This window comes from Neorhizobium petrolearium (assembly GCF_029854435.1).
Taxonomy (GTDB): Bacteria; Pseudomonadota; Alphaproteobacteria; order Rhizobiales; family Rhizobiaceae; genus Neorhizobium; species Neorhizobium petrolearium.
Genome location: NZ_CP123000.1, coordinates 4,461,292 through 4,484,833, shown reverse-complemented (window position 1 = coordinate 4,484,833; position 23,542 = coordinate 4,461,292). Strand labels below are relative to the sequence as shown.

The window sequence follows — 23,542 nt, the reverse complement described above, 5'->3', positions numbered from 1 at the left end:
ATAAGGGGCAATGCTTTGAACGGCGCCTCAGATCGCCTGCCCGGCAAGCAACTTCGGTCCGCCCTCGCCGGTTTTACCCGCTGCCTGATCGACAAAGTAGCCCTTGAGCCTTGGCAGGCGGTCGACGATGCCGAGACCGAAGTCGCGGGCGATGCGGATCGGGGTTATATCGTTCGAGAACAGGCGGTTCAGGACGTCGGTCGTGACCCCCATGCGGAACGTGTCGAAGCGCCGCCAGGACTGGTAGCGCTCCAGCACATTCAGCGCTCCGATATCGAGGCCGAGCCGGTCGGCTTCCACGACCGTTTCGGCGAGTGCCGCGACATCCTTGAAGCCAAGATTGAGGCCCTGGCCGGAGATCGGGTGGATTCCATGTGCAGCATCGCCGGCAAGAGCGAAGCGCGGCGCGACAAAGGCGCGTGCCAGCGTCAGGCCGAGCGGGAAGGCGCGCCGTCCGCCGACCAGCCGCAATTCGCCGAGCTTATGCCCGAAGCGTCGTTGCAGTTCCTCCTCGAACACCAGGTCGTCGGAGGCAACCAGGCGTTCTGCTTCCGGCGTCCGCTCGGTCCAGACGAGAGACGAACGGTTGTCGGTGAGCGGCAGGATGGCGAAGGGGCCGGAGGGCAGGAAATGCTCTTCCGCCACGCCCTCGTGCGGCCGTTCATGGGCAACCGTCGCAACGATACCGGATTGGCCGTAGTCCCAGGTGACGGTCCTGATGCCGGCCATGTCCCGGAGTTTGGAGCGCACGCCGTCGCAGGCGACGAGCAGGCGGGTTTCAATGACGGAGCCATCCGAAAGGGAAACGGTGCAACGGGTGCTTTCCGTCACAAAGCCGGTGACGGAAAAGCCATGCCGGATGGATATGCCGAGCCTTTCTGCCACTCCGCGCAGCGCCCTGACGATCGTGACATTCGGGATCATGTGGGCGAAGGGCCGGCCTTCGTCGGCTTCTCCCTCAAATGTCAGGAAGACCGGTCTCACGGGGTCGGACGTGCGGCTGTCGGTCACGATCATCCTGTTGATCGGCTGGGCGTCGGGCGCGATTTCGTCCCAGACGCCGAATACTTCGAGCATGCGTGTCGCCGCGGCGATGATGGCGGAAGCACGCTCGTCTTTCTCCCAGGCGCCCGCCGGAGCGGCCTCGACCACTTCGACCTTCAGATGCGGGGCCGCCTGCTTGACTGCGACCGCGACCGCGAGGCCCACATAACCACCGCCTGCAACCAGCATATCCAGCATTGGCTTAAGCTCCCGTGAGACTTGAGAATATCATGCCATCCATATAGACCATCGGTCAGCCGCTTCCTATCGCCGGAGTTCGTCATAATGTCGCGTCAGGCCGAATCTTCGTCCCCCATGGAGCAGTTGATCGCGACGCTCGACCTCGAGAAGCTCGAGGAGAATCTCTATCGCGGCCTCAGCCCGGACGTCGGCTGGCAAAGGGTCTTTGGCGGCCAGGTCATCGCCCAGGCATTGATGGGTGCCCAGCGCACTGTGCAAGTTGATCGTTTCGTTCACTCGCTGCATGCCTATTTCATGCGCCCGGGCGATCCTTCCGTGCCGATCCTCTATCAGGTGGAGCGCATCCGGGATGGATCAAGCTTTACGACGAGGCGGGTGGTGGCCATACAGCACGGCAAGGCGATCTTCTCCATGTCCGCGTCCTTTCAGATCGAGGAGGGAGGGTACGAGCACCAGATCGACATGCCTTCCGTCACTCAGCCGGAGGATCTGATGGGGGAGAAAGAGTTCAAGGCGCTTTTCCTCGAGCACGCTCCGGAAGCAGTTCGGCGGTATTGGAACCGGGAACGACCGATCGAAGTGCGGCCGACCTCGCTTCTCCACTATCTGACCAGGGACAAGCTCGAACCACGTCAGGACATCTGGGTGCGAACGGTCGGCGAGGTGCCGGCCGACCGCCACTATCAGGCTGCCGTGCTTGCCTACCTTTCCGATATGACGCTGCTCGATGCCTCCCTCTATCCGCACGGCACGTCGATCTTCGATCCGACGCTTCAGGCCGCGAGCCTTGACCATGCCATGTGGTTTCATCGGCCTGTCACATTCGACGACTGGCTGCTCTACACGCAGGATAGTCCGAGTGCGTCTGGTGCCCGCGGCATGACCCGCGGCAGCCTCTACACGCGTTCCGGCGCGCTGATGGCTTCCGTTGCGCAGGAAGGATTGATTCGGAAAAAGGCAAATGAATAATAATTGTGCAAATTTTAAAATTTGCACAAGTTTTGGCCGCCTTTGCGCCATCCAGATGCCCGTTTCTTGGAACTGTTTCCAGAAATCTTTACTTTTCAATAAGTTATGGCTGCATTCGAATCTGGCACGCCCTTTGAATGTATCCTCCCAGTCGCTGTCATGATCTGCCGGCGATGAGGAGAGTCGGCCTGCATGCCGAGGACAAACAAAGGATGGGAAGCCAGATGAAAATCGTGATGGCCATAATCAAGCCGTTCAAGCTGGATGAGGTGCGCGAAGCCCTCACGGCTGTCGGTATCCAGGGCCTGACCGTCACCGAAGTCAAAGGTTACGGACGCCAGAAGGGACATACCGAAATCTATCGCGGCACCGAATATGCCGTAAGTTTTCTGCCGAAACTGAAGATCGAAATCGCCGTCCCCTCCGACCTCGTCGACAAGGCCGTGGAAGCGATCGCCTCGGCCGCCAAGACCGGCCAGATCGGTGATGGCAAGATCTTCGTTTATTCGATCGAGCAGGCCGTGCGCATCCGTACCGGCGAAACCAACACAGAAGCGCTTTGAAGCACGGGCTGACAGGGGAGTTCTCAAGCTATGCAATTTAACAAGATTTCTATGATCGGACGCATGGGTGCGGCCGTTGGCGCTCTGCTTGCGCCGGTGGTTGCCTTCGCACAGGAAGCTGCGCCGGCGGCTGCCGAGGCTGCCGCGGCCGCTCCGGTTCCGAACAAGGGCGACACCGCCTTCATGTTCATCTCCACCCTTCTCGTGTTGTTCATGCTGATGCCGGGCATTGCGCTTTTCTACGGCGGCCTGGTGCGTGCCAAGAACATGTTGTCCGTGCTCATGCAATGCACGGTCGCCGGTTCGGCCATCATGCTGGCCTGGGTCATCTATGGCTATTCTTTCGCCTTCGGCGGCGGGACCTCCCCCTTCTGGGGCGGCACGGCCAAGATGTTCCTTTCCGGCGTGACCATGGACTCCACGGCTGCGACCTTCTCCGATGGCGTCGTCATTCCGGAGTTCATTTTCGTGATGTTCCAGATGACCTTCGCAGCGCTGACGCCTGCCCTGATCGTCGGCGCTTTCGCAGAGCGCATCAAGTTCTCCGCCTCCATTCTGTTCTGCCTGCTTTGGGTCACCTTCGTTTATTTCCCGATCGCCCATATGGTCTGGGATGCAAACGGCCTTCTGTTCGGCTGGGGCGCGCTTGACTTCGCCGGCGGCACGGTCGTCCACATCAACGCCGGTCTTGCCGGTTTGATCGGCGCGATCATGATCGGCAAGCGTACCGGTTACGGCAAGGACATGATGGCACCGCACTCCATGACGCTTACGCTTGTGGGCGCTGCAATGCTTTGGGTCGGCTGGTTCGGTTTCAATGCCGGTTCCAACCTCGAAGCTTCCGGTGGCGCTATGCTGGCAACCGTAAACACCTTCATTGCCACAGCTGCGGCCGTCATCTCCTGGTGCATCGTTGAAACCTTCACTCGCGGCAAGGCTTCCCTCCTGGGTGCTGTCTCCGGCATGATCGCCGGTCTGGTTGCCATTACCCCGGCAGCCGGCATTGCCGGTCCGATGGGGGCGATCATCATGGGTCTGATCGTATCGCCGCTTTGCTATTTCTTCGTTTCGGTCATCAAGAACAAGTTCGGTTATGACGACACGGCAGACGTGTTCGGCATCCATGGCGTGGGCGGTTTCTTTGGCGCGCTTGCCACCGGCATCTTCGCTTCGTCGTCGCTGGGCGGCATCGGTTACGCCGACGGCGTGACCATGGGCGGCCAGTTCATGACGCAGCTCTATGCCGTCATCATCACCATCGCCTGGTGCGGTGTCGGTTCGGTCATCCTTTACAAGATCACCGATGTCATCGTCGGCCTGCGCGTCACCGTGGAAGCCGAGCGCGAAGGCCTCGACCTCGCCACCCACGGCGAAGCCGCCTACCACTCCTGATCCGGAACTGGCGGTGGCGGTTATCGCCGCCGCTCTTGGTCCCGTCGCAGCTTCCCCCCGAAGCTGCATTCGCCCGGACTTCGGTCCGGGCCTTTTTATTCGTATTTTCAGGTCTTCCGCCGCTCATCTTGGTTAAAGCCGCATTAACTATCGCTGCGCTAATCTTCGACGGAACTGTGTGAATTGGCCGGCGTCTGCCGATTCGCGCGAAGGGTTGCGTTCCAGGGATAGCGGACAGACACGATGGGCAGAAGCAGTTCGGCGGCTATGGCAAACCGGTCTACCCGCTTGGCGCTCACCGCCTTCGTCTGGAGGCAGGCGCTTGCGCTCGCCGGTTTCGGCATCTTCATTGCGCTGGCGCTTGCGGTCGCGGCTTTGGCCACCTGGAATGTCGCAGATCCGAGCTTTTCCTACGCGACCGATAACGACCCCACCAATATCCTCGGCTTTCCCGGCGCTGCCTTTGCCGACCTGATGATGCAGTTCCTGGGGCTTGCCAGCCTTGTGTCGCTTTTGCCGGTGCTTGCCTTCGCGCTGGCGTTGATATCCGGCCGCACCTATCATCGCATCCCGGCCCGGCTTGCGGCGTGGGGGGGCGGCACATTGCTCGCGTCGGCCACGCTCGGATGTTTTCCCGCCCCGCCCACCTGGCCGATCCCGAATGGCATCGGCGGCGTCATCGGCGACATGATCTTGCGGTTTCCCGCGCTTTTCGTCGGTGCCTATCCGACCGGCATGGTCGCAATCGTGCTCGGCTGCATCTTCACGATTCCCTGCGTCTGGCTGATGCTCTTTGCGGCCGGCCTGGTAGGCACAGCTTTCGATGAAAACGCCGAAGACGACGATCAGCCGGTGGCAGCCGCAAAGGCCCGTTCGAAGCGCGAGGAAATGGATGATGAGGACGATGAAGAGGGCGGCTTTGCCGGTTTCCTGGCATTCGGCGCGCTCACTCATTACTGGTACATAGCCCAGGCGCGGCTCCGTCGCCTTGCCGGCATCAAGCCGCGGGCCCGCACGGGTTTCGACCAGCCCTACGATTTCAACGAGGATGAGTTCGGCACGTTGAACGAGCCGGTCCGCGCCAAGACGTCTGCCGTGGCTGGCGGACGCCGTCTGGAACCCTCTCTTGACGGTCCTGCGGAGCGGGTCGCCGGTTCGCGCCGGATCGTGGCGTCGCCGCCGATTGCCGCTCATGATGACGATGACTACGATGACGATCCGCCATTCGACATGGATGACATGCCGACGCGTCCAGCCGGCATCCTGTCGGACGACGACGATGACGCGCCATTCGTCTCCTCCCGCGCACCTCTGGCCGGTCGCGTGCAACCGCGTATAGCGCCGGCTGCCGCGCCGCCGAAGCCCAGCGCTCGCGTCGCCCGTGAAGCTCAAGCCTCGTTCATTTCCCCGGATGGCTTCCAGCTTCCCTCCGTTCATCTTCTCAATGAGCCGAAGGCCGTTGCCCGCGATGCATCACTCTCGGCAGACGCACTGGAGCAGAATGCCCGCCTGCTGGAAGGCGTGCTTGAAGATTTCGGCGTCAAGGGCGAGATCATCCACGTGCGCCCCGGTCCGGTCGTCACGCTCTACGAACTTGAACCCGCCCCGGGCATCAAATCCTCGCGCGTGATCGGTCTGGCGGATGATATCGCCCGTTCGATGAGCGCGATCGCCGCCCGCGTCGCGGTCGTTCCCGGCCGCAATGCGATCGGCATCGAATTGCCGAACCGCACCCGCGAGACGGTCTATCTCAGGGAGATGATCGGCAGCAAGGATTTCGAGGGCAGCAAGGCGAAGCTTGCCATGGCGCTCGGCAAGACGATCGGTGGCGAACCGGTCGTGGCCGATCTTGCCAAGATGCCGCATCTTCTCGTCGCCGGCACGACCGGTTCGGGTAAGTCGGTCGCCATTAACACCATGATCCTTTCGCTTCTCTACCGTTACACGCCGGAGAAGTGCCGCCTGATCATGATCGACCCGAAGATGCTCGAACTTTCCGTCTATGACGGCATTCCGCATCTGCTTTCGCCGGTTGTCACTGACCCGAAGAAGGCGGTCGTTGCGCTCAAATGGACCGTCCGCGAGATGGAAGAGCGCTACAAGAAGATGTCGAAGATCGGCGTGCGCAATATCGACGGTTTCAACAGCCGCGTCGAGCAGGCGATGGAAAAGGGCGAGATCCTGACCCGTACCGTGCAGACCGGCTTCGACCGGCAGACGGGCGAGGCGGTCTACGAGACGGAGGAATTCGATCTCGAGCCGATGCCTTATATCGTCGTGATTATCGATGAGATGGCCGACCTGATGATGGTCGCGGGCAAGGATATCGAAGGGGCCGTGCAGCGTCTGGCGCAAATGGCGCGTGCGGCCGGCATCCACGTCATCATGGCGACGCAGCGTCCCTCGGTCGACGTTATCACCGGTACGATCAAGGCGAACTTCCCGACCCGCATCTCCTTCCAGGTGACGTCAAAGATCGACAGCCGCACCATTCTCGGTGAACAGGGCGCCGAACAGCTTCTCGGCATGGGCGACATGCTCTACATGGCCGGTGGCGGCCGTATCCAGCGCGTCCATGGTCCTTTCGTTTCCGATACGGAAGTGGAGGACATCGTCGCCTACTTGAAAACCCAGGGCGCGCCCCAATATCTTGACGCGATCACGGCCGACGACGACGAGGACGGAGATGGCGGAGGCCCCGCAGGCACTTCCAACCTGTCCGATTCGGATGATCCGTACGATCAGGCGGTGGCGATCGTGCTGCGCGACGGCAAAGCTTCCACCTCTTATATCCAGCGCCGTCTCGGCATCGGCTACAATCGGGCGGCTTCGCTCATCGAGCGGATGGAGCAGGAGGGGCTTATCGGGCCGGCCAACCATGCCGGCAAGCGCGAAATCCTCGTGCCGACCGAAGGCGATATTCTCGACCGGTAAGGCTTTCGTGATAAAGGAAAGTTGGCCATCAAGCCGCCGCCTTTCGCACGGAGGAATATACGGAAGGAGACCTGAATGAAGAACGAAAAAACCATCCTTTCAAATTTCCGTTCAAATGCGATCGGCCGCAGGCAGTTTTCTCTCGGGCTTGCGGGATTGGCGGCGGCGGCATTTGCGCCGGGCCTGGGCTTTGCCCAGGGCGCTCCCGGCTCGGTTGCGGCGCAGAAGATCGCCGATCATTTCTCGTCAGTCAAAACCATGATGGGCGAATTCGTCCAGTTCGGTCCGCGCGGCGAGCAAACCGGCGGTAAGTTCTATATCGAGCGGCCGGGCAAGCTGCGCTTCAATTTTGAAGATCCCTCACCGATCCGGGTGATCGCCGATGGCAAGAACGTCGTGATCGGCAACCTCAAGCTCAAGACGTGGGACATCTACCCGCTCTCCAAGACGCCGCTGAGCCTGCTGCTTGCCAGCCGCATCGATCTCGGCAACCAGATGGTCCGCGATGTGCAGGAAGAGTCCGATCTCACCACCATCGTTCTCGGCAACAAGACAGTCTTCGGCGATTCGACCATTACCATGATGTTCGATTCGAAGACTTATGACCTGCGCCAGTGGACGATCACCGACGCGCAGAACAAGGACACATCGGTGATGATCTACAATGTCCAGAACGGCGTGAAATTCGACGATAAGGTCTTCACCATTCCCTATGCGGAAGTCAGGAAGATGTAGCGCCGAGCGCTGCTCGAAACGAAGGGCCATGTGGAAAGCGTTGCCCTTTTCGCTTCTCACGGCATGAAAAATTTCCTAAACCTCGGCAATACGTCGGGGTTCAATCATGACATTTTCCATCACCACCTGGAACATCAATTCCGTTCGGCTGCGCATGCCGATCGTCGAGCAGTTCCTCGTCCGTCATAAGCCGGATATCCTCTGCCTGCAGGAAATCAAATGCCGGGAGGCGGAATTTCCGCTGCAGCCGCTCAAGGATCTGGGCTACCGGCACATCATTATTCACGGCCAGAAGGGATATCACGGCGTCGCCATCGCCTCGAAAGTGCCGCTCCTTGAAGATCACCGGCAGGATTATTGCGGCGTCGGCGACGCCCGGCATATTTCGGCGATCTTCGAGCGCGGTTCGCGGCGAATCCGGCTCCATAATTTCTATGTGCCGGCCGGCGGCGATGAGCCCGATCGGTCGATCAACCCGAAGTTCGGCCACAAGCTCGACTTCGTCGAGGAGATGAAGGCGCTGAAGGCGGGTGCGGTGCCCGGCATTTCCTCCATCCTCGTCGGCGATCTCAACATCGCGCCGCTGGAACACGACGTCTGGTCGCACAAGCAGCTCCTGAAGATCGTCAGCCATACGCCGGTCGAAACCGAGGGTATGAAGGAGGTCATCCGGCAGGGCGGCTGGCTCGATCTCATGCGCCATCACACACCGGAACCGACAAAGATCTACACGTGGTGGAGTTATCGTGCCAAGGACTGGGAGGCGGCCGACAAGGGCCGCCGGCTCGACCACATCTGGTCATCGCCCGACCTCGGACCGTTCCTCGATCGCATCGAGGTGCTGAAGGAAGCGCGCGGCTGGAACCAGCCTTCCGACCACGTTCCGGTGACGGCGGTGTTCAAGTTCTGAAATTCAAGGTGATGCCCGCCACTTATCCGCCTGCTGGCATCTTCTCCCCGCTTGCGGGTAGAGGGTCGGGGGGAGGGGCACTCGGTTGCAGGCTCAAGCGAACCTGTGTCCCATCGCCGCCGCTGCCTTGGCGAGGCTGGCGATATTGTCGCGAATGCGGCTCTCGATCACCCTGCCGACTTCAGGATATTCTTCCAGAAGACGGTGGAACAGCGTCCGGCTGATTTTCAGCGCTTCGGACTCCGTGATCGCCAGGGCTGTGAACTTCCGCTCCACCATGGTGACGAGCGCGAGTTCTGACAATAGCGTGCCGGGACCGACCGTCGCCTCCACCTTCATCTCGCCGTTGCGGTCCGACATCAGCAGTTCGAAGCGTCCCTTTGCTACGATGAACGCTGATTCCGCCGGTGACTTCTCCCGGAAGAGTTCCTGGCCGGGCGCCACCTGCCGTCGCTCCGCACCGAATGCGACAAGGCGAAGCTGGTCGTTGTTCATGTCCTTGAACAGCGGAACCTGGGACAACAGGCGGATATCTTCGGCGAGAGACATGGTCAGGTCCTGCCTGTCAGGGGACGATCTTGTAGCCGCCGTTTTCGGTAACCAGGATTTCGGCGCTGGAGGGGTCGCGCTCGATCTTCTGGCGCAGGCGATAGACATGGGTTTCCAGCGTGTGGGTGGTGACGCCGGAATTGTAGCCCCAGACTTCCTCGAGCAGCACGTCGCGGGTCACGACCTTCTGGCCGGCGCGGTAGAGATAGCGGATGATTGCCGCTTCCTTTTCGGTGAGCCGGATCTTCTTGCCGTCCTCGGTGGTGAGCAGTTTCTGGCTCGGCTTGAAGAGATAGGGGCCGACCGTGAACGTTGCGTCCTCGCTCTGCTCGTACTGCCGAAGCTGAGCGCGGATACGCGCCAACAGGACCGCGAAGCGGAAGGGCTTGGTGACATAGTCGTTGGCGCCGGCTTCGAGCCCGAGGATCGTATCGGAATCGGTATCATGGCCGGTCAGCATGATGATCGGCGCCTTGAAACCGTTCTTGCGCAGGAGTTTTACCGCCTCGCGCCCGTCCATGTCCGGCAGGCCGACATCCATGATCAGGAGATCGATCTGGGCGCTCTTGGCCGTTTGCAGCGCCTTGGCGGCATTCGGCTCCTGAAGGATCGAGAATTCATCGTAAAACGACAGTTGCTCGACCAGGGTCTCGCGCAGATCGTCGTCGTCATCCACCAGGAGTATCGTGCGGGCTGCCATGCTTCCTGCCTTTCGTCTTGTTCGCCTCGGCGCCTGCAATTTCCGCGTGCCGAACGCGATCAGAGTCCTCGATCTAAATCCCTACAGCATCGACCTGAAAATCGAAATCGATTTTCGGAAGGCAAGATGCCTGGAGTCAAATATGTTGGAGCGTCCCTTGTGCGTCCATAAGGACGCGCGACGCTCTCATGTGCTATGAATTCAAACGAAATCATATTCAAAGCAAAAACTTGTGAGAAAAATACAGCGTTTTCGCGGCCCGGGCCGCAAGCCGAATGTGATCGCCGTCAGGACGGCGCCGCGCGATCGCCGGCGAGCGATCGTATCCTTCGGCGGTATCGCATTGCCGGCAGCGATCGGCCGCTCCGGCACGAGCGCCTTCAAGCGGGAAGGAGACGGTGCGACGCCGATTGCCGCGATGCCTCTTCTTTATGGTTTCGTGCGTGGCGAGCGGGTGCGTCTGTCGCCGACGGCCTTGCCAATCAAGCGCATTCGAAAGGACATGCTTTGGTGCGACCTGCCGTATCATCCTTCCTACAATCGCCTCGTCAAGGCGCCCTTCAGGCCGAGCCATGAAGAGATGATGCGTGCCGACGGGCTTTACGATATTTGTCTCGTGCTCGACTGGAACATCACTTCGCGACGCCGCCATCGCGGTTCGGCGATCTTCTTCCACCTGATCAAGCCCGGCTACCAGCCGACCGCCGGCTGCATTGCCGTCAGCTTCCGGGACATGCAGCGGCTCATCCGGTTCATGAGGAAGGGAACGGTCGTGCAGGTGATCGGCTGATTCCGGGGCTCCGTCGCTCACTCAAGGGAACGTGGCGTGACAAAGCGCTCCAGGCGGCCGGACCCCTTGCCGATGCTTTGCCAGTCTCCCGCGTCGAAATCGATCACGGCAAGGCCGGCGGTCGGATATTTCTCCGCCATCGCCTGTCGGGCGTCTGCGTTGCCCGTCCCGACCAGGGTGAGCGCAAGTTGCTCGATGCCGGGATTGTGCCCGATGATCAGAACGCTGCGGCAACCGGGTTCGACTTGCGCCAGGATATCCAGAATCGTCGTTGCAGGTGCGGCATAGAGTCCGGCGAAATTGCGCGCTTCCACGTCCCTGGGCAACTTCTCGCGAACCAGCGCCCACGTCTCCTCTGTCCGCCGCGCCGTGGATATGAGGGCAAGATCAGGGACGAGTCCCTCGCGGGCCATATAGTCGCCCATCAGCGAAGCCGCTTTGCTGCCGCGCGTCGCGAGAGGCCGTTCCTTGTCCGTCACGCCTTCCGGCCATGCCGATTTCGCATGCCGCAGGAAGATCAGCCTGCGGTCCGTTTCATTCGACTGTTTTTGCGGTCGCTTGGACATGGTGGCCATTATGAGGGCAAAGCGGGCGCTTGTCTGCCTTTCAGGCCAGCATCAACAAAAATGCCGCCCGCGGAACGGGCGGCATGCGTCTGACCTCATGCGGCGAATGATTACTTCCACTCGCGGATATCGACGAAGTGGCCGGCGATCGCGGCTGCGGCGGCCATGGCCGGCGAGACGAGATGGGTGCGGCCCTTGTAGCCCTGGCGGCCCTCGAAATTGCGGTTCGAGGTGGAGGCGCAGCGTTCGCCTGGCTTCAGACGGTCGTCGTTCATGGCAAGGCACATGGAGCAGCCCGGCTCACGCCATTCGAAACCGGCTTCCTTGAAGATCTTGTCGAGGCCTTCGGCTTCCGCCTGTTCCTTGACGATGCCCGAGCCCGGGACGATCATGGCATTGACCGTGGAGGCCACCTTCCTGCCTTCGACGACCTTCGCCGCGGCGCGCAGGTCCTCGATGCGGCCGTTGGTGCAGGAGCCGATGAAGACGCGATCGACCGCGATATCGGTGATCTTGGTACCGGGCTTCAGGCCCATGTAGTCGAGCGCACGCCACTTGGAGGTACGCTTCGTCTCGTCCCGGATGTCGTCCGGGTTCGGCACCACGCCTTGAACCGAGACGACGTCTTCGGGGGAGGAGCCCCAGGAGACGATTGGCGGCAGGTTGGCGGCATCGAGAACGACGACCTTGTCGAAATGCGCGCCTTCATCCGTCTTCAGCGTCTTCCAGTAGTCGAGGGCCATGTCCCAGGCCTTTCCCTTCGGGGCGCGGGGCTTGTCCTTGATATAGGCGAAGGTCGTTTCATCCGGCGCGATCAGGCCGGCACGGGCGCCGCCTTCGATCGTCATGTTGCAGACCGTCATGCGGCCTTCCATGGAGAGCGAGCGGATCGCTTCGCCGGCGAATTCGATGACGTGGCCGGTGCCGCCGGCAGTGCCGATCTCGCCGATGATGGCGAGGATGACGTCCTTGGCGGTGACGCCCGGCGGAAGCTGGCCGTCGACGCGCACCAGCATGTTCTTCGCCTTCTTCTGCACCAGCGTCTGGGTAGCGAGCACATGCTCGACTTCGGAGGTGCCGATACCGTGCGCCAGCGCGCCGAAAGCACCATGCGTCGAAGTGTGGCTGTCACCGCAGACGATCGTCATGCCGGGCAAGGTGAAACCCTGTTCAGGGCCGACGATATGGACGATGCCCTGGCGGACGTCCTTTTCGGAATAATACTCGACGCCGAAATCCTTGGCGTTCTGGGCGAGCGCCTCCACCTGGATGCGGCTTTCTTCATTCTTGATGCCTTCGTGGCGGTCCGCGGTGGTCGGCACGTTGTGGTCGACGACCGCGAGGGTCTTTTCAGGCGCGCGGACCTTGCGGCCGGCCATGCGCAGGCCTTCGAAAGCCTGCGGCGACGTCACTTCGTGCACGAGGTGACGGTCGATGTAGAGAAGACAGGTGCCGTTTTCGTCTTCGGAGACGACGTGGTCGTCCCAGATCTTGTCGTAAAGGGTGCGGGGTGCGCTCATGGCTGTGCTGTCCGTAAAGCTGAATGGAACGAGGGATGTGGGTGTGGCAGCCGCAGGCTGCCTTCAAGCTGAGAAAGATCAGCTAAGTCGGTCGCAAAGCGCCCCGGAAACGCGCGCGAAGAAGCGTGCCGGCAGGCGTTTGTGGTCCTGCAGCACGATGAACTGGTTCGCGAGGCATCCGAATTTCGATCCCATAGCGGCTTCCATATCAGTTTCCAACGAAATCGGCAACGGGATTGCGTTGCGGACGACCTGTCGCATCGCTGTCATAAAGTTTTCGCCGAAACGTGCTTGATCTGGGCTTCCAAAACAGAGGGATGCTCAATGTCCGAACCCATTCACGAACAGCTCAGCCGCATCAAGGAAGAGATTGCCGACAGCTTCGATGAAGAGCTGGAAATGCAGATGGAGGAAGATCAGCTTGATGAGCTGGTCGTCGAGGGCATGTCAGGCCCCGCCGAGCAGACGCTGGACCGCAGGATCTATTTCCGCGAGCTCTTCCGTCTCCAGCATGAGCTTGTCCGCCTGCAGGATTGGGTCCAGTACAAGAAGCTGAAGATGGTGGTGATCTTCGAGGGCCGCGATTCCGCCGGCAAGGGCGGGGCGATCAAACGCGTCACCCAGCGCCTCAATCCGCGCGTCTGCCGCGTCGTAGCGCTCCCGGCCCCGACCGAGCGCGAGCAGAACCAGTGGTATTTCCAGCGCTATGTGCCGCACCTGCCGACGGCCGGCGAAATGGTGATGTTCGACCGCTCCTGGTATAACCGCGCCGGCGTCGAGCGGGTCATGGGCTTCTGCACGCCGGACGAGCTGGAGGAATTCTTCCGCTCTGTGCCGGAATTCGAGCGCATGCTTGTCCGCTCCGGCATCATTCTCGTGAAATACTGGTTCTCGATCACCGATGAGGAGCAGGAATTCCGCTTCAAGATGCGCATCCACGATCCGCTGAAGCAGTGGAAGCTCTCCCCGATGGACCTCGAAAGCCGCGTTCACTGGGAGGAATATACCAAGGCCAAGGAGGAGATGATGGAGCGCACCCACATTCCGGAAGCGCCATGGTGGGTCGTGCAGGCCGTCGACAAGAAGAGGGCGCGGCTCAACATGATTGCCCACCTTCTTGCGCAGGTTCCTTACGAGACGGCGCCGAAAGAGACGGTCATGCTTCCCGAACGCGTCCGCCATCCGGACTATATCCGCCATCCGGTGCCGCCGGACATGTACGTTCCGGAAGTCTATTGATGTAGATCGCGCCTCGCGGCCGTTGACGCTGCGGAGCGCGGACTTTACCTTGGTCCGATCATGATGATGAACACTCGCCATATCGCTTCGGTCTTCTTCATAGCCGCCTGAGCTGCAGGCCATGAAGAACACGAGCCAAGCCGCGACCCTTCGGGCCGGCGATGGTTCATGACCGAAACGCTCCGTCCCGAGCATCGTGCGTGCCGATGAAGCGGAGCATCAGCTGAGAGTTTTTAACATGACCGATCATCATCCTGCCCAGGCGCGGGCGCTGTCTGCTGCCGAGATCACTGCCTTCATCCGTGACGGCTTCGTGCGGATCGACGATGCCTTTTCCAAAGAGATCGCTGCGGAAGCTCGCAACATCATGTGGCGCGACATTCCTTTCGATCGTGACGATCCGAAAACCTGGACGCTGCCCGTCGTCCGGCTACCCGGCTATGGCGGCGGACCGTTCGAGATCGCTGCCAGCACAGCGGTTCTCCATCAGGCTTTCGACCAGCTCGTCGGCAAGGGCCGCTGGCTGGCGCGCAAAGGGCTCGGCAGTTTCCCGGTGCGCTTTCCGCATCCGGACAGTGCCGGCGACGACGGATGGCATATCGACCTCAGCTTCCCCGGGCTCCTGTCGAACCCGAGCGAACAGCATGACTTTTCCAACTGGCGGGCGAACTATACCTCGCGCGATCGGGCGCTGCTGATGCTCTTCCTGTTCTCCGATGTCGGGGAGAACGATGCACCGACCCGCATCCGGCCGGGTTCGCACATGGACATGGCGCGGCTGCTCGAACCGGCTGGCGAAGCGGGCATGCCGCCGATGAGGCTGGAGCATGTCGGCACCGGCCGCCCGGAGGTGCTGGCGACCGGGGAGGCCGGTACCGTCTATCTTTGCCACCCCTTGCTCATCCATGCGGCGCAGAAGCATCGCGGCACGGAGCCGCGTTTCATGGCGCAACCGCCGCTCGGTCTTGCGGAGCAATATCGATTGGAGCGTGAGAATGGCGGCTACTCGCCCGTCGAAATCTCGCTGCGTTTGGCGCTCGGAAGAGCTTGAGATGGAACGTGAGGCGGCCTCCGGGCCGCCGCCTAGGCTTTGTTTGACAAACGCTGCTCCGCCCTCGACGTCATCCTCGGCCTCGTGCCGAGGATCTGCTGCACCTCACGGGATAAAATGGTTGCAGATGCTCGGGACGGGCCCGGGCATGACGGAATATAGTTTGCAGTCTTCGCGCCTTCACCGCTCTGTCCGTCTGCGCATCCGACCCTCGATGCTGCGCAGCATGAGCGACAGGCCGATCGTCAGGATGAGGTAGATATAGGTGACGATGGAATAGGTCTCGAAGAAGCGGAAGGAACCGGCCGCATAAACCTTGGCCATCTGGGTGATGTCGGCGACGCCAAGCACCGAGACGAGCGATGAATCCTTGACCATCGAGACGAAATCGTTGGAAAGCGGAGGGAAGATCACCCGCATCGCCTGCGGAAAGACAATCAAGCGGAAGCGCTGGAAGCGCGTGAGACCAAGCGCCTTGGCCGCCTCGATCTGCCCTTCATTCACCGATTGAAAGCCGGCGCGAAAAATCTCGGCAATGAAGGCGGCATAGCCGATCGTCAGGGCAATCACCGCCCGCCACAGCAGCGAAACGTCGCGCACGAGAAGCGCTTCCGCCCATCCCCGCGCGATCAGCGGCGCCAGCGCCCAGTTATAGAGCGCCACGAAACCCGGTGCGCCGACGAAGGCAATATAGAAGAGCAGGACGAGGATCGGGATGCCGCGGATCAGTTCGACATAGAAGCGAGCGATCTGCCTCAGCACGACGTTGCCGGAAAGTCCGGCTAGCGCGATCGCCAGACCCAATGCCGTCGCAAGCGCGAAGGCGGCCAGCGTCACGCCGATCGTGATGCCGATGCCTTTGACGACGACACCGAAGACCTGCGCGTAGAGATCGCTGGCGGCTATGACAATTGCGAGGCCGAGGCAGAGAGCTCCGAATGCCACCAGCCACCAGGGGAAATCCTCAGGCCCGGCTTTCCAGCGCGGAGGCGCCATGCCCTTATTCGCCCATCTTGTAGTCGAGGAACCATTTCCTGTTGAGCATATCCAGCGTGCCGTCGGCCTTCAGCGCTGCGATCGCCGCGTTGACCGGCGCGACGAGGTCGGACCCCTTGTTGAAGATGAAGCCAAAATCCTCCGTGCCGAGCGGTTCACCGATGATCTTCAAGGAGCCGCCGGAGGCCTTGACATAACCTTCGCCGGCAGTGCTGTCCGTCAGCACCAGGTCAACGTCGCCCGCCTTCAGGGCCTGTACGGTCGCGCCGAAAGTCTCGAAGAGCTTGATCCGCGGGTTTTGCTCATTACCATCCAGAATCTCATAGACCGCAGTGTAGAATGGACTCGTTCCCGGCTGCGCGCCGATCAGTCCGTTGTCCAGGGCGGCAAAGCTCTTGGCATCGGTAAACCGCTTCTCGTCGCCGCGCACCAGCATGAGCTGCTGCGAGCGCATGTAGGGATCGGAGAAATCGACCTTCTCCTTGCGGTCGTCCTTGATCGTGATGCCGGTCATGCCGATGTCGTATTGGCCGTCGGAAACCGCCTGGATCATCGCGTCCCAACTGGTGTTCTGGTACTCGACCTTGAAATTCAACCGTTTGGCGATTTCGTTCATAGCGTCATATTCCCAGCCGATCGCCTGGCCGTTCTTGGGATCCACGAACTGCAGCGGCGGATAGGCGTTTTCGGTCACGATGACGACGGTCCGACCCTTCAGGTCCGGCAATTCGGCGGCAATACTCAGGGCCGGGGCGAGAGCGAGTGCAACAAAGCCGGCGAGAACGGTGCGTCGGGCGAGCATCGAAAAACTCCTAGAAGATCAGTCGTCCGAAATTCTCACATTTCAAAAGCGGATGGCAAGGCGCGTCATTGCGTCGACTGCGCCACAAACAAAAAAGGCGGCACGCCGGCCGCCTTTTCCGAAATGATTGTCCGAAGCTTATTCGGCAGAAGCTTCCGCAGCCTTGGCTGCTTCGGCAGCTTCTGCTGCGGCCTTTGCTTCTGCGGCTTCGGCTGCTGCCTTTTCCGCGGCAAGCGCCTGGGCGGCTGCGACCTTCTCGGCCTCGATACGTGCACGCTCCTCGGCGGCTGCGGCGCGCTCTGCTTCGTTCAGCTTGCGGGCGCGGGTATTGGTGTTCTCGACGATACGGGCCGACTTGCCGCGACGATCGCGCAGGTAGTAGAGCTTGGCGCGGCGGACCTTACCGCGGCGGACCACTTCCACGCTCTCGACCATCGGCGAGCAGATCGGGAAGACGCGCTCGACGCCTTCGCCGTAGGAGATCTTGCGGACGGTGAAGCTTTCGTTGAGGCCACCGCCGGAGCGGGCGATGCAGACGCCTTCATAGGCCTGCACGCGGGTACGGTTGCCTTCCGTGACGCGCACGTTGACGCGGACGGTATCGCCGGGGGAGAATTCGGGAAGCGTGCGCTTGGCTTCGATCTTGGCGACCTGTTCGGCCTCAAGCTGCTGAATGATGTTCATCGTTTCAAACCTTTGGTTCTTCTGAAACAGCCAGAGCGCTCGATGATCCCTGGGTCAAAGCCTCGGGATTTGCCTTGTCGGCAGAGCGGGTTCGCCATTCTTTGTTGCCGGTCGATGGGACAGATCCCATTTCCGCGTGGGCCAATACACGAAACGAACCCGCTTGTCATCCCTTGCATCGCGATTTTGTGACGAATGTGCCGGCCGTTGCCGCCTGGTTCCGAAGCAGCTATGTCACGCGTAAGGGATGAGGAAACACCATGACAATCACGATGATAGCGTTGCTCGCCGCCGCGGGCTTTCTGTCCGGTGCTGTGAATGCGATCGCGGGCGGAGGCACGTTCCTGACATTCGGAGCCATGACGCTTGCGGGCGTTCCGCCGATTTCCGCCAACGCCACGTCATCAATCGTACAGTTTCCTGGTTATATCACCTCGACGATCGCCTATCGGGATGAGATCGCCCACCGCTGGCGCAGTGCCCTCCTCCTGGCCATCGTCTCGGTCGTCGGCGCGTTTGCCGGCGCTTTTCTGCTCCTGTCGCTCGACAATCCTTCCTTCCGCCAGATCGTTCCCTGGCTGCTCGCTGCCGCGACGGCTGTATTTGCCGCCGGCCCCTGGCTGAAGCCGAAATCCTCCGCCGAACGGTCGGCGAATTCGCCTGCCTGCATCATCGGCCAGTTTCTGACATCCATCTATGGCGGCTTCTTCGGCGCCGGCATGGGCATCATGATGCTCGCGGTGCTGGGCATCACCACCGGCGGGACGTATCATCATCTCAACGCGCTGAAGAACCTGCTGGCGGTGCTGATCGCGGCAGTCGCCATCGTGGTTTTCGTGGGCGGCGGGGTGATCGCCTGGGCCGAGGCCATTGTCATGATTCCGGCCGGCGCACTCGGCGGATATGCGGGTGTGTGGATGGCGCGGCGCGTGCCGCAGGCCGTCATGCGCTGGTGCGTCGTTGCCGTCGGGATCGGCCTCACGGTCTACTATTTCGTGACCGGGTGATCGGAAAGAAGGTCCGGCCTGCGTTCGGCCGTCAGCTTCCTCGCTTCTTCGAGCCGCCATTTCTCGATCGCCGCGTGGTTGCCGGAGGTAAGCACCGCCGGAATTTCCTGCCCCTCGAAGACCTGTGGCCGCGTGTATTGCGGATATTCGAGGAGGCCGTCCTCGAAGCTCTCGTGGGTGCCGGAAAGCGCATTGCCCATGACGCCCGGCAGGATGCGGATAACGGCGTCGAGCAGCGTCAGTGCAGCCGGCTCGCCGCCCGAGAGGATGTAGTCGCCGATCGACACCTCTTCGAGGTTGCGCGCATCGATCACCCGCTGGTCGATCCCTTCGAACCGGCCGCAGACGATCACCACGCCATCGCTTGCGGCGAGCTCACGCACTCGTGCCTGCGTCAGCGGTCGCCCGCGCGGGCTCATCAGCAGGCGAGGCCGGCCGTCATCTTCGGAAACACGGTCGATCGCCTTCGCCAGAATATCCGGCTTCAGCACCATGCCGGCGCCGCCGCCGGCCGGCGTATCGTCCACCGTGCGGTGCCTGTCCTCCGCGAAATCGCGGATCTGCACCGTATCGAGCGACCACTGGCCACGCTCCAGCGCCTTGCCGGCGAGCGAAAAGGCCAGATGCCCCGGGAACATTTCCGGGTAGAGCGTCAGGATTGTCGCGCGGAAGGTCATCACTTGCCTTTGCGGGGAGGGGTCGTCCGACCGTCATCCGGATTCTCGATCAGCCCCGCTGCCTGCGGGTCGATGAGGATCTTGCCGTTTTCGAGGTCGATCTCCAGCACAGCCGCTTCCGAAAAGGGGATCAGCGCCGGTCGGCGGCCGGGACCCTTGAGCTCCAGCAGGTCGCCGGCGCCGAAATCATAGACGGCACTCACGGTGCCGTAGCTCTTGCCTGCCTCGTCGACGGCTTCGAGGCCTTCGAGATCAGCATAATAGAATTCGTCTTCTTCCAATTCCTCGTCCGGGAGGTTGTCCCGTTCGATGAAGAGTTCGAGACCGTTCAGAGCTTCGGCAGCGTTGCGGTCGTTGATGCCTCGGAAGCGGACGATCGCCATATTCTTCGCCTCGCGGATTTCGAGGATCTCGAAAACCCGCCCGTCCTCGCTGTGCAGGTGACCGTAATCGCCGAGCGCCGTCGGGTCGGCCGTATAGGAACGCACGCGTACCTCGCCCCTCAGGCCCTGAGCAGCGCCGATCGTTGCCATCAAAACGGGGTTTTCAAGCTTCGCCATGCGGGTCGTTCCGGTTGTATTGCGCCTCATTTAAGCTTTGTGCAATCAAAAGCAAACAGCAAAACGGGCAGCACAAAGATGTGCCACCCGTCAAAAGCGATCCGAACGGAGAGAGAATTATTCCGCTGCGGCTTCGGTGGCTGCGGCTGCTGCGTCGGCAACCTTCTGAGCCTTCTCGGCTGCACGCTCCTGGGCCTTCTTGCCCGGCTTTGCCTTTTCCGGGTTGCTGCGGGCTTCGCGCTGGGCAACGCCGGCTTCGGCGAGGAAACGCAGGACGCGGTCGGTCGGCTGGGCGCCGTTGTCGATCCAGTGCTTGATGCGCTCGGCATTCAGTTCGATGCGCTTGGCGTCATCCTTGGCGAGCATCGGGTTCCAGGCGCCGAGCTTTTCGAGGAAACGGCCGTCGCGGGGCGAGCGGGCGTCGGCAACGACGATATGATAGTACGGACGCTTCTTGGAACCGCCGCGGGCGAGACGAATTTTCAGGGACATTGATTTACTCCTTGGGTTTTTCTTGAGGCCGCCATCAGGCGGGCTGGTCTTCGATATGTTCTAAGCGGTTTCTTTCGTGCCGCCATGTTCGGCGGCGATGGCTTCATGATGCCGGATGACTTCCTTGATGACGAAGTTCAGAAACTTCTCGGCGAAATCCGGGTCCAGATGTGCTTCCTTCGCCAGACGGCGAAGGCGTTGGATCTGGTATTCCTCGCGCGCCGGGTCAGCCGGCGGCAGATCGTACTGGGCTTTCAGGACGCCCACTTCCTTGGTGCAGCGGAAACGTTCCGCCAGCATATGCACGAGCGCCGCGTCGATGTTGTCGATCGACTGGCGGTAGCTTGAAAGTCTTGCTTTGACTTCGGGGTCAACCACGAACGTCCTCCCTCATCACTTCTTCTTGGGCAGGCCGGGAAGCCCCGGGAAGCCGCCGCCCAAACCCGGCAAACCACCGGGCAGCTTGCCAGCGCCAAGGCCGGGAAGTCCGCCCATGCCGCCGCCGGGCAGGCCCGGCATCGAGCCCGGCTTCAAGCCTGCGGCCTCGGCCTGCTTCTGCAGCGCTTCGATCTGCTTCGGGTCGAGCTTGGAAAGGTCGGGCATGCCGTCCATCCCGCCCATTCCGCCGAGACCCATCTTCGAGGCAAGGCCGCCCATCATCTGCTTCATCATGCCGCCCTTGCCCTTGCCGCCCATCATTTTCATCATGTCGGCCATCTGGCGGTGCATTTTCAGAAGCTTGTTGATGTCGGAGGCATCGGTGCCGGAACCGGCAGCGATGCGCTTCTTGCGGGAATGCTTCAGGATATCGGGATTGGCGCGCTCAGCCTTGGTCATCGACTGGATAATGGCGATCTGGCGGTCGAACATCTTGTCGTTCATGCCTGAGGCGGCGAGCTTGTCCTTTATGCCGGCCATGCCCGGCATCATGCCCATGATGCCGCCCATGCCGCCGAGCGACTTCATCTGTTTCAGCTGTTCGGCGAGGTCGTTCAGGTCGAACTTGCCCGATTGCATCTTCTTCGCCATCGCCGCGGCTTTTTCCGCATCGATGTTTTCCGCAGCCTTCTCGACCAGCGAGACGATGTCGCCCATGCCCAAGATGCGGTCGGCGATGCGGCGGGGATGGAATTCCTCCATCTCCGTCATCTTCTCGCCGGTGCCGATCAGCTTGATCGGCTTGCCGGTGACGGCGCGCATCGAAAGAGCAGCACCGCCGCGGCCGTCGCCGTCCATGCGGGTCAGGACGAGGCCTGTGATGCCGACGCGTTCATCGAAATTGCGGGCCAGGTTGACGGCATCCTGACCGGTCAGGCTATCGGCGACGAGCAGGATCTCATGCGGATTGGACTTCCGCTTGATCTCCGCCATTTCCTGCATCAACGGTTCGTCGATATGGGTGCGGCCGGCAGTGTCGAGGATGACCACGTCATGGCCGCCGAGTTTTGCCGCCTGCACGGCGCGCGCAGCGATATCGGTCGGCGACTGGCCGGCGATGATCGGCAGCGTGTCGACGCCGGTCTGGACGCCGAGCTGACGGAGCTGCTCCTGGGCTGCCGGGCGGCGCGTGTCAAGCGACGCCATCAGCACTTTCTTCTTTTCGCGATCGGTCAGCCGCTTGGCGATCTTTCCGGTCGTGGTCGTCTTGCCCGAGCCCTGAAGGCCGACCATCATGATGACGACGGGAGCCACAGCATGCAGGTCGATGCCCACACCCTCCGAGCCCAGCATCTCGACGAGCTCGTCATGGACGATCTTGACGACCATCTGGCCGGGCTTGATCGATTTGAGGACTTCCGCGCCGACGGCCTTTTCACGAACCTTGTCGGTGAAGGACCGGACGACTTCCAGCGCCACGTCCGCTTCCAGAAGCGCACGGCGAACCTCGCGCAGGGCGGCGGAAACATCCGCTTCGCTCAATGCGCCACGGCCGGTCAGTCCACTCAAGATGGAGCCAAGACGGTCCTGGAGGCTTTCGAACATCGTTTCTTCCTTCTCGCGTTTCGGGGATTTCCAGAAACGTCGGGTCTCTCCGCGACAAAAACAAGACACAAAGCCAAAAAGCACCCGAGGGCGCAACGCGCTGTCGGGTGTTGACCTCCGGGCTCAGTCTATCGGCCCCGGTCGGCGGCTCCAAGTTCTCGACTTGTCAGCAGATCGCCGGGCTTAAACAGGAAAGGGGCGGGAAAGTCAAGGCTTGCCAGTGCACGTCCCTAAACGTCCCGCCCGAAGTAAACCTCGATCGAAGCGATCCGGTCACCCTGGAAGGTCATCAGTTCGAGATTGCGGAAAGCGCCGCCGGCGACCTTTTCTCCCTTGTATCCGACGACAACCTCATCGCCACTGACGAACAGCCGTTCCACGACGATATGGCTGAAGATCGGCGGTTGCGGCCAGCAGCGCTCGAAATACATGGCCTTGTCAATATGGTCGTCGCGTGGGCTCGAAAAAGTAAAATCATCCGTCAGCAGCGGATCGGTCAGGTCTTTTCGGTTGGCCAGGTAATTGGCGAAGAGCTTCCGAACGGTTTCCGCCTTATCCATATCCGTCTCCTTATCTGATTGCATTATGCAATCAGTTTGAGGCAAAGATATGGCGGCGTTGGTTGTTTGAGGAGGTCAGTGCGCCGATCCGATCTCCCCTTGAGGGGGAGATGCCCGGCAGGGCAGAGGGGGGTATGGTGAGGTAAATCAAAGCCTTGGCAAAAATCGACAGGAAAAACGTCTCTGTTCATCCCCGCCCTCTCACCTTGTACCTACAATCTCCCCGTCCCGCATCGGATACACCGGAAGGCGTTCCGGCGAGGCGGGGCTGGCGCGGGCGGTGAGGGTAAGACGCAGAACCTCATCGTCCGGGTCCGCGGAAAATGGTCTCCCTCCGGCGACACGGGGGAAGCGAAAAGGTTGCGGACCGGCCTTTCGCTTCTGATGCCCGAACAGCGCGCCGGGCGTGGCGAGCATGTCCCGCCCGGCTTTGCCGGGCGAAAGGTACATGCTCCACTTAAAGAGCCAAAGCCGGCTATCCGCGATCTCTGATCGCGGGCGGCTTTGGGGCGGCACACATGGTGGCCCGACGGATGGTTTCGCCGGATTTCTTGTCCGTCGATCCAATCGAAAGCCCGGCGGCAGAAAACCGTCCGGAAGGGCCAAGGCAGAGGGATC

The 23,542-nt window shown here is 61.3% G+C and carries 25 protein-coding genes; 10 read left to right on the top strand and 15 right to left on the bottom strand.

Translation table 11 applies throughout. The features are described from left to right. Positions 1-27 precede the first annotated feature (27 nt). Positions 28-1,242 carry a ubiquinone biosynthesis hydroxylase gene (locus QEO92_RS21800; RefSeq protein WP_227704397.1) on the bottom strand — a complete coding sequence of 405 codons (1,215 nt, stop codon included), beginning with the start codon at positions 1,240-1,242 and terminating at the stop codon, positions 28-30. 87 nt (positions 1,243-1,329) lie between these two features. Between QEO92_RS21800 and tesB the strand changes: the two genes are divergently transcribed. The 6 genes from tesB to QEO92_RS21770 all read left to right on the top strand — a co-directional run bounded on the left by tesB (position 1,330) and on the right by QEO92_RS21770 (position 8,748). Beyond that, positions 1,330-2,214, top strand: coding sequence for an acyl-CoA thioesterase II (tesB, locus tag QEO92_RS21795; protein WP_227704396.1), 885 nt, complete (start codon positions 1,330-1,332; stop codon positions 2,212-2,214). A 212-nt stretch (positions 2,215-2,426) separates the two neighbouring features. After that, positions 2,427-2,777: a P-II family nitrogen regulator gene (locus QEO92_RS21790; RefSeq protein ID WP_037156631.1), complete on the top strand. Its 351-nt coding sequence runs from the start codon at positions 2,427-2,429 to the stop codon at positions 2,775-2,777. 30 nt (positions 2,778-2,807) lie between these two features. Beyond that, positions 2,808-4,169, top strand: coding sequence for an ammonium transporter (locus tag QEO92_RS21785; RefSeq protein WP_227704395.1), 1,362 nt, complete (start codon positions 2,808-2,810; stop codon positions 4,167-4,169). Positions 4,170-4,412: 243 nt separating this feature from the next. Next, a complete protein-coding gene (locus QEO92_RS21780) occupies positions 4,413-7,103 on the top strand; it encodes an FtsK/SpoIIIE family DNA translocase (RefSeq protein ID WP_227704394.1) in 2,691 nt (896 codons plus the stop codon). A gap of 75 nt (positions 7,104-7,178) precedes the next feature. Beyond that, the gene (locus QEO92_RS21775; RefSeq protein ID WP_037156637.1) at positions 7,179-7,838 is read left to right on the top strand and encodes an outer membrane lipoprotein carrier protein LolA; all 660 of its coding nucleotides are present in this window, start codon (positions 7,179-7,181) and stop codon (positions 7,836-7,838) included. Between the two features lie 106 nt (positions 7,839-7,944). Further along, complete coding sequence (locus QEO92_RS21770; RefSeq protein ID WP_227704393.1) at positions 7,945-8,748, top strand: exodeoxyribonuclease III; 804 nt, start codon at positions 7,945-7,947, stop codon at positions 8,746-8,748. A 93-nt stretch (positions 8,749-8,841) separates the two neighbouring features. Here QEO92_RS21770 and QEO92_RS21765 read toward each other — a convergent pair whose 3' ends face one another. Together QEO92_RS21765 and QEO92_RS21760 are read right to left on the bottom strand one after the other, a co-directional pair. After that, positions 8,842-9,297 (bottom strand): cyclic nucleotide-binding domain-containing protein, encoded by a 456-nt coding sequence (locus QEO92_RS21765; protein ID WP_037156640.1) that lies wholly within the window; start codon positions 9,295-9,297, stop codon positions 8,842-8,844. Between the two features lie 16 nt (positions 9,298-9,313). Further along, entirely contained in the window at positions 9,314-9,997 is a 684-nt protein-coding gene (locus QEO92_RS21760) for a response regulator transcription factor (RefSeq protein WP_037156642.1), read from the bottom strand. A gap of 241 nt (positions 9,998-10,238) precedes the next feature. Between QEO92_RS21760 and QEO92_RS21755 the strand changes: the two genes are divergently transcribed. Further along, positions 10,239-10,787, top strand: coding sequence for a L,D-transpeptidase family protein (locus tag QEO92_RS21755; protein ID WP_227705232.1), 549 nt, complete (start codon positions 10,239-10,241; stop codon positions 10,785-10,787). 17 nt (positions 10,788-10,804) lie between these two features. Here QEO92_RS21755 and QEO92_RS21750 read toward each other — a convergent pair whose 3' ends face one another. From QEO92_RS21750 to QEO92_RS21740, 3 genes are all read right to left on the bottom strand, one after another. Next, positions 10,805-11,353, bottom strand: coding sequence for a SixA phosphatase family protein (locus tag QEO92_RS21750; protein ID WP_227704392.1), 549 nt, complete (start codon positions 11,351-11,353; stop codon positions 10,805-10,807). A 110-nt stretch (positions 11,354-11,463) separates the two neighbouring features. Then, on the bottom strand, positions 11,464-12,873 hold the full coding sequence (gene leuC, locus QEO92_RS21745) for a 3-isopropylmalate dehydratase large subunit (protein WP_227704391.1): 1,410 nt from the start codon (positions 12,871-12,873) through the stop codon (positions 11,464-11,466). 78 nt (positions 12,874-12,951) lie between these two features. Continuing rightward, complete coding sequence (locus QEO92_RS21740) at positions 12,952-13,080, bottom strand: hypothetical protein (RefSeq protein ID WP_152601252.1); 129 nt, start codon at positions 13,078-13,080, stop codon at positions 12,952-12,954. A 117-nt stretch (positions 13,081-13,197) separates the two neighbouring features. Between QEO92_RS21740 and ppk2 the strand changes: the two genes are divergently transcribed. Together ppk2 and QEO92_RS21730 are read left to right on the top strand one after the other, a co-directional pair. Then, the gene (gene ppk2 / locus QEO92_RS21735; RefSeq protein WP_227704390.1) at positions 13,198-14,112 is read left to right on the top strand and encodes a polyphosphate kinase 2; all 915 of its coding nucleotides are present in this window, start codon (positions 13,198-13,200) and stop codon (positions 14,110-14,112) included. Positions 14,113-14,350: 238 nt separating this feature from the next. After that, positions 14,351-15,163: a phytanoyl-CoA dioxygenase family protein gene (locus tag QEO92_RS21730; RefSeq protein WP_227704389.1), complete on the top strand. Its 813-nt coding sequence runs from the start codon at positions 14,351-14,353 to the stop codon at positions 15,161-15,163. 180 nt (positions 15,164-15,343) lie between these two features. Here QEO92_RS21730 and QEO92_RS21725 read toward each other — a convergent pair whose 3' ends face one another. The 3 genes from QEO92_RS21725 to rplS all read right to left on the bottom strand — a co-directional run bounded on the left by QEO92_RS21725 (position 15,344) and on the right by rplS (position 17,645). Further along, positions 15,344-16,159, bottom strand: coding sequence for an amino acid ABC transporter permease (locus tag QEO92_RS21725; protein WP_227704388.1), 816 nt, complete (start codon positions 16,157-16,159; stop codon positions 15,344-15,346). Between the two features lie 4 nt (positions 16,160-16,163). Continuing rightward, positions 16,164-16,961, bottom strand: coding sequence for a basic amino acid ABC transporter substrate-binding protein (locus QEO92_RS21720; RefSeq protein WP_227704387.1), 798 nt, complete (start codon positions 16,959-16,961; stop codon positions 16,164-16,166). Between the two features lie 138 nt (positions 16,962-17,099). Further along, positions 17,100-17,645, bottom strand: coding sequence for a 50S ribosomal protein L19 (gene rplS / locus QEO92_RS21715; protein WP_037156656.1), 546 nt, complete (start codon positions 17,643-17,645; stop codon positions 17,100-17,102). Positions 17,646-17,905: 260 nt separating this feature from the next. On the opposite strand from rplS, the gene QEO92_RS21710 reads away from it, so the two are divergent. Beyond that, positions 17,906-18,652: a sulfite exporter TauE/SafE family protein gene (locus QEO92_RS21710; protein ID WP_210053482.1), complete on the top strand. Its 747-nt coding sequence runs from the start codon at positions 17,906-17,908 to the stop codon at positions 18,650-18,652. Here QEO92_RS21710 and trmD read toward each other — a convergent pair. The 6 genes from trmD to QEO92_RS21680 all read right to left on the bottom strand — a co-directional run bounded on the left by trmD (position 18,634) and on the right by QEO92_RS21680 (position 22,924). After that, entirely contained in the window at positions 18,634-19,329 is a 696-nt protein-coding gene (trmD, locus tag QEO92_RS21705; protein WP_227704386.1) for a tRNA (guanosine(37)-N1)-methyltransferase TrmD, read from the bottom strand. The two genes, QEO92_RS21710 and trmD, sit on opposite strands and share 19 nt — an antisense overlap. Beyond that, positions 19,329-19,889 (bottom strand): ribosome maturation factor RimM, encoded by a 561-nt coding sequence (rimM, locus tag QEO92_RS21700; RefSeq protein ID WP_227704385.1) that lies wholly within the window; start codon positions 19,887-19,889, stop codon positions 19,329-19,331. Before rimM ends, trmD begins: the two co-directional genes overlap by 1 nt. 117 nt (positions 19,890-20,006) lie before the next feature. Continuing rightward, the gene (rpsP, locus tag QEO92_RS21695; RefSeq protein ID WP_037156665.1) at positions 20,007-20,381 is read right to left on the bottom strand and encodes a 30S ribosomal protein S16; all 375 of its coding nucleotides are present in this window, start codon (positions 20,379-20,381) and stop codon (positions 20,007-20,009) included. Positions 20,382-20,441: 60 nt separating this feature from the next. After that, positions 20,442-20,759, bottom strand: a complete 318-nt coding sequence (locus tag QEO92_RS21690; protein ID WP_210053491.1) for a chorismate mutase — start codon at positions 20,757-20,759, stop codon at positions 20,442-20,444. A 15-nt stretch (positions 20,760-20,774) separates the two neighbouring features. Beyond that, positions 20,775-22,364 (bottom strand): signal recognition particle protein, encoded by a 1,590-nt coding sequence (gene ffh, locus QEO92_RS21685; protein WP_227704384.1) that lies wholly within the window; start codon positions 22,362-22,364, stop codon positions 20,775-20,777. A 230-nt stretch (positions 22,365-22,594) separates the two neighbouring features. Further along, entirely contained in the window at positions 22,595-22,924 is a 330-nt protein-coding gene (locus tag QEO92_RS21680) for a nuclear transport factor 2-like protein (protein ID WP_037156674.1), read from the bottom strand. Between the last annotated feature and the right edge of the window lie 618 nt (positions 22,925-23,542).

Bases quoted from the DNA above. Each gene is read 5' to 3' on its own strand.
- QEO92_RS21775 (WP_037156637.1), top strand. From the start codon at position 7,179: ATGAAGAACGAAAAAACCATCCTTTCAAATTTCCGTTCAAATGCGATC.
- QEO92_RS21780 (WP_227704394.1), top strand. From the start codon at position 4,413: ATGGGCAGAAGCAGTTCGGCGGCTATGGCAAACCGGTCTACCCGCTTG.
- QEO92_RS21720 (WP_227704387.1), bottom strand. From the start codon at position 16,961: ATGCTCGCCCGACGCACCGTTCTCGCCGGCTTTGTTGCACTCGCTCTC.
- QEO92_RS21730 (WP_227704389.1), top strand. From the start codon at position 14,351: ATGACCGATCATCATCCTGCCCAGGCGCGGGCGCTGTCTGCTGCCGAG.
- QEO92_RS21800 (WP_227704397.1), bottom strand. From the start codon at position 1,242: ATGCTGGATATGCTGGTTGCAGGCGGTGGTTATGTGGGCCTCGCGGTC.
- trmD (WP_227704386.1), bottom strand. From the start codon at position 19,329: ATGACCTTCCGCGCGACAATCCTGACGCTCTACCCGGAAATGTTCCCG.
- QEO92_RS21760 (WP_037156642.1), bottom strand. From the start codon at position 9,997: ATGGCAGCCCGCACGATACTCCTGGTGGATGACGACGACGATCTGCGC.
- QEO92_RS21710 (WP_210053482.1), top strand. From the start codon at position 17,906: ATGACAATCACGATGATAGCGTTGCTCGCCGCCGCGGGCTTTCTGTCC.
- rimM (WP_227704385.1), bottom strand. From the start codon at position 19,889: ATGGCGAAGCTTGAAAACCCCGTTTTGATGGCAACGATCGGCGCTGCT.
- QEO92_RS21785 (WP_227704395.1), top strand. From the start codon at position 2,808: ATGCAATTTAACAAGATTTCTATGATCGGACGCATGGGTGCGGCCGTT.
- QEO92_RS21750 (WP_227704392.1), bottom strand. From the start codon at position 11,353: ATGTCCAAGCGACCGCAAAAACAGTCGAATGAAACGGACCGCAGGCTG.
- QEO92_RS21680 (WP_037156674.1), bottom strand. From the start codon at position 22,924: ATGGATAAGGCGGAAACCGTTCGGAAGCTCTTCGCCAATTACCTGGCC.
- QEO92_RS21740 (WP_152601252.1), bottom strand. From the start codon at position 13,080: ATGGAAGCCGCTATGGGATCGAAATTCGGATGCCTCGCGAACCAGTTC.
- QEO92_RS21790 (WP_037156631.1), top strand. From the start codon at position 2,427: ATGGGAAGCCAGATGAAAATCGTGATGGCCATAATCAAGCCGTTCAAG.
- rplS (WP_037156656.1), bottom strand. From the start codon at position 17,645: ATGAACATCATTCAGCAGCTTGAGGCCGAACAGGTCGCCAAGATCGAA.
- ffh (WP_227704384.1), bottom strand. From the start codon at position 22,364: ATGTTCGAAAGCCTCCAGGACCGTCTTGGCTCCATCTTGAGTGGACTG.
- tesB (WP_227704396.1), top strand. From the start codon at position 1,330: ATGTCGCGTCAGGCCGAATCTTCGTCCCCCATGGAGCAGTTGATCGCG.
- ppk2 (WP_227704390.1), top strand. From the start codon at position 13,198: ATGTCCGAACCCATTCACGAACAGCTCAGCCGCATCAAGGAAGAGATT.
- rpsP (WP_037156665.1), bottom strand. From the start codon at position 20,381: ATGTCCCTGAAAATTCGTCTCGCCCGCGGCGGTTCCAAGAAGCGTCCG.
- QEO92_RS21770 (WP_227704393.1), top strand. From the start codon at position 7,945: ATGACATTTTCCATCACCACCTGGAACATCAATTCCGTTCGGCTGCGC.
- QEO92_RS21765 (WP_037156640.1), bottom strand. From the start codon at position 9,297: ATGTCTCTCGCCGAAGATATCCGCCTGTTGTCCCAGGTTCCGCTGTTC.
- QEO92_RS21725 (WP_227704388.1), bottom strand. From the start codon at position 16,159: ATGGCGCCTCCGCGCTGGAAAGCCGGGCCTGAGGATTTCCCCTGGTGG.
- leuC (WP_227704391.1), bottom strand. From the start codon at position 12,873: ATGAGCGCACCCCGCACCCTTTACGACAAGATCTGGGACGACCACGTC.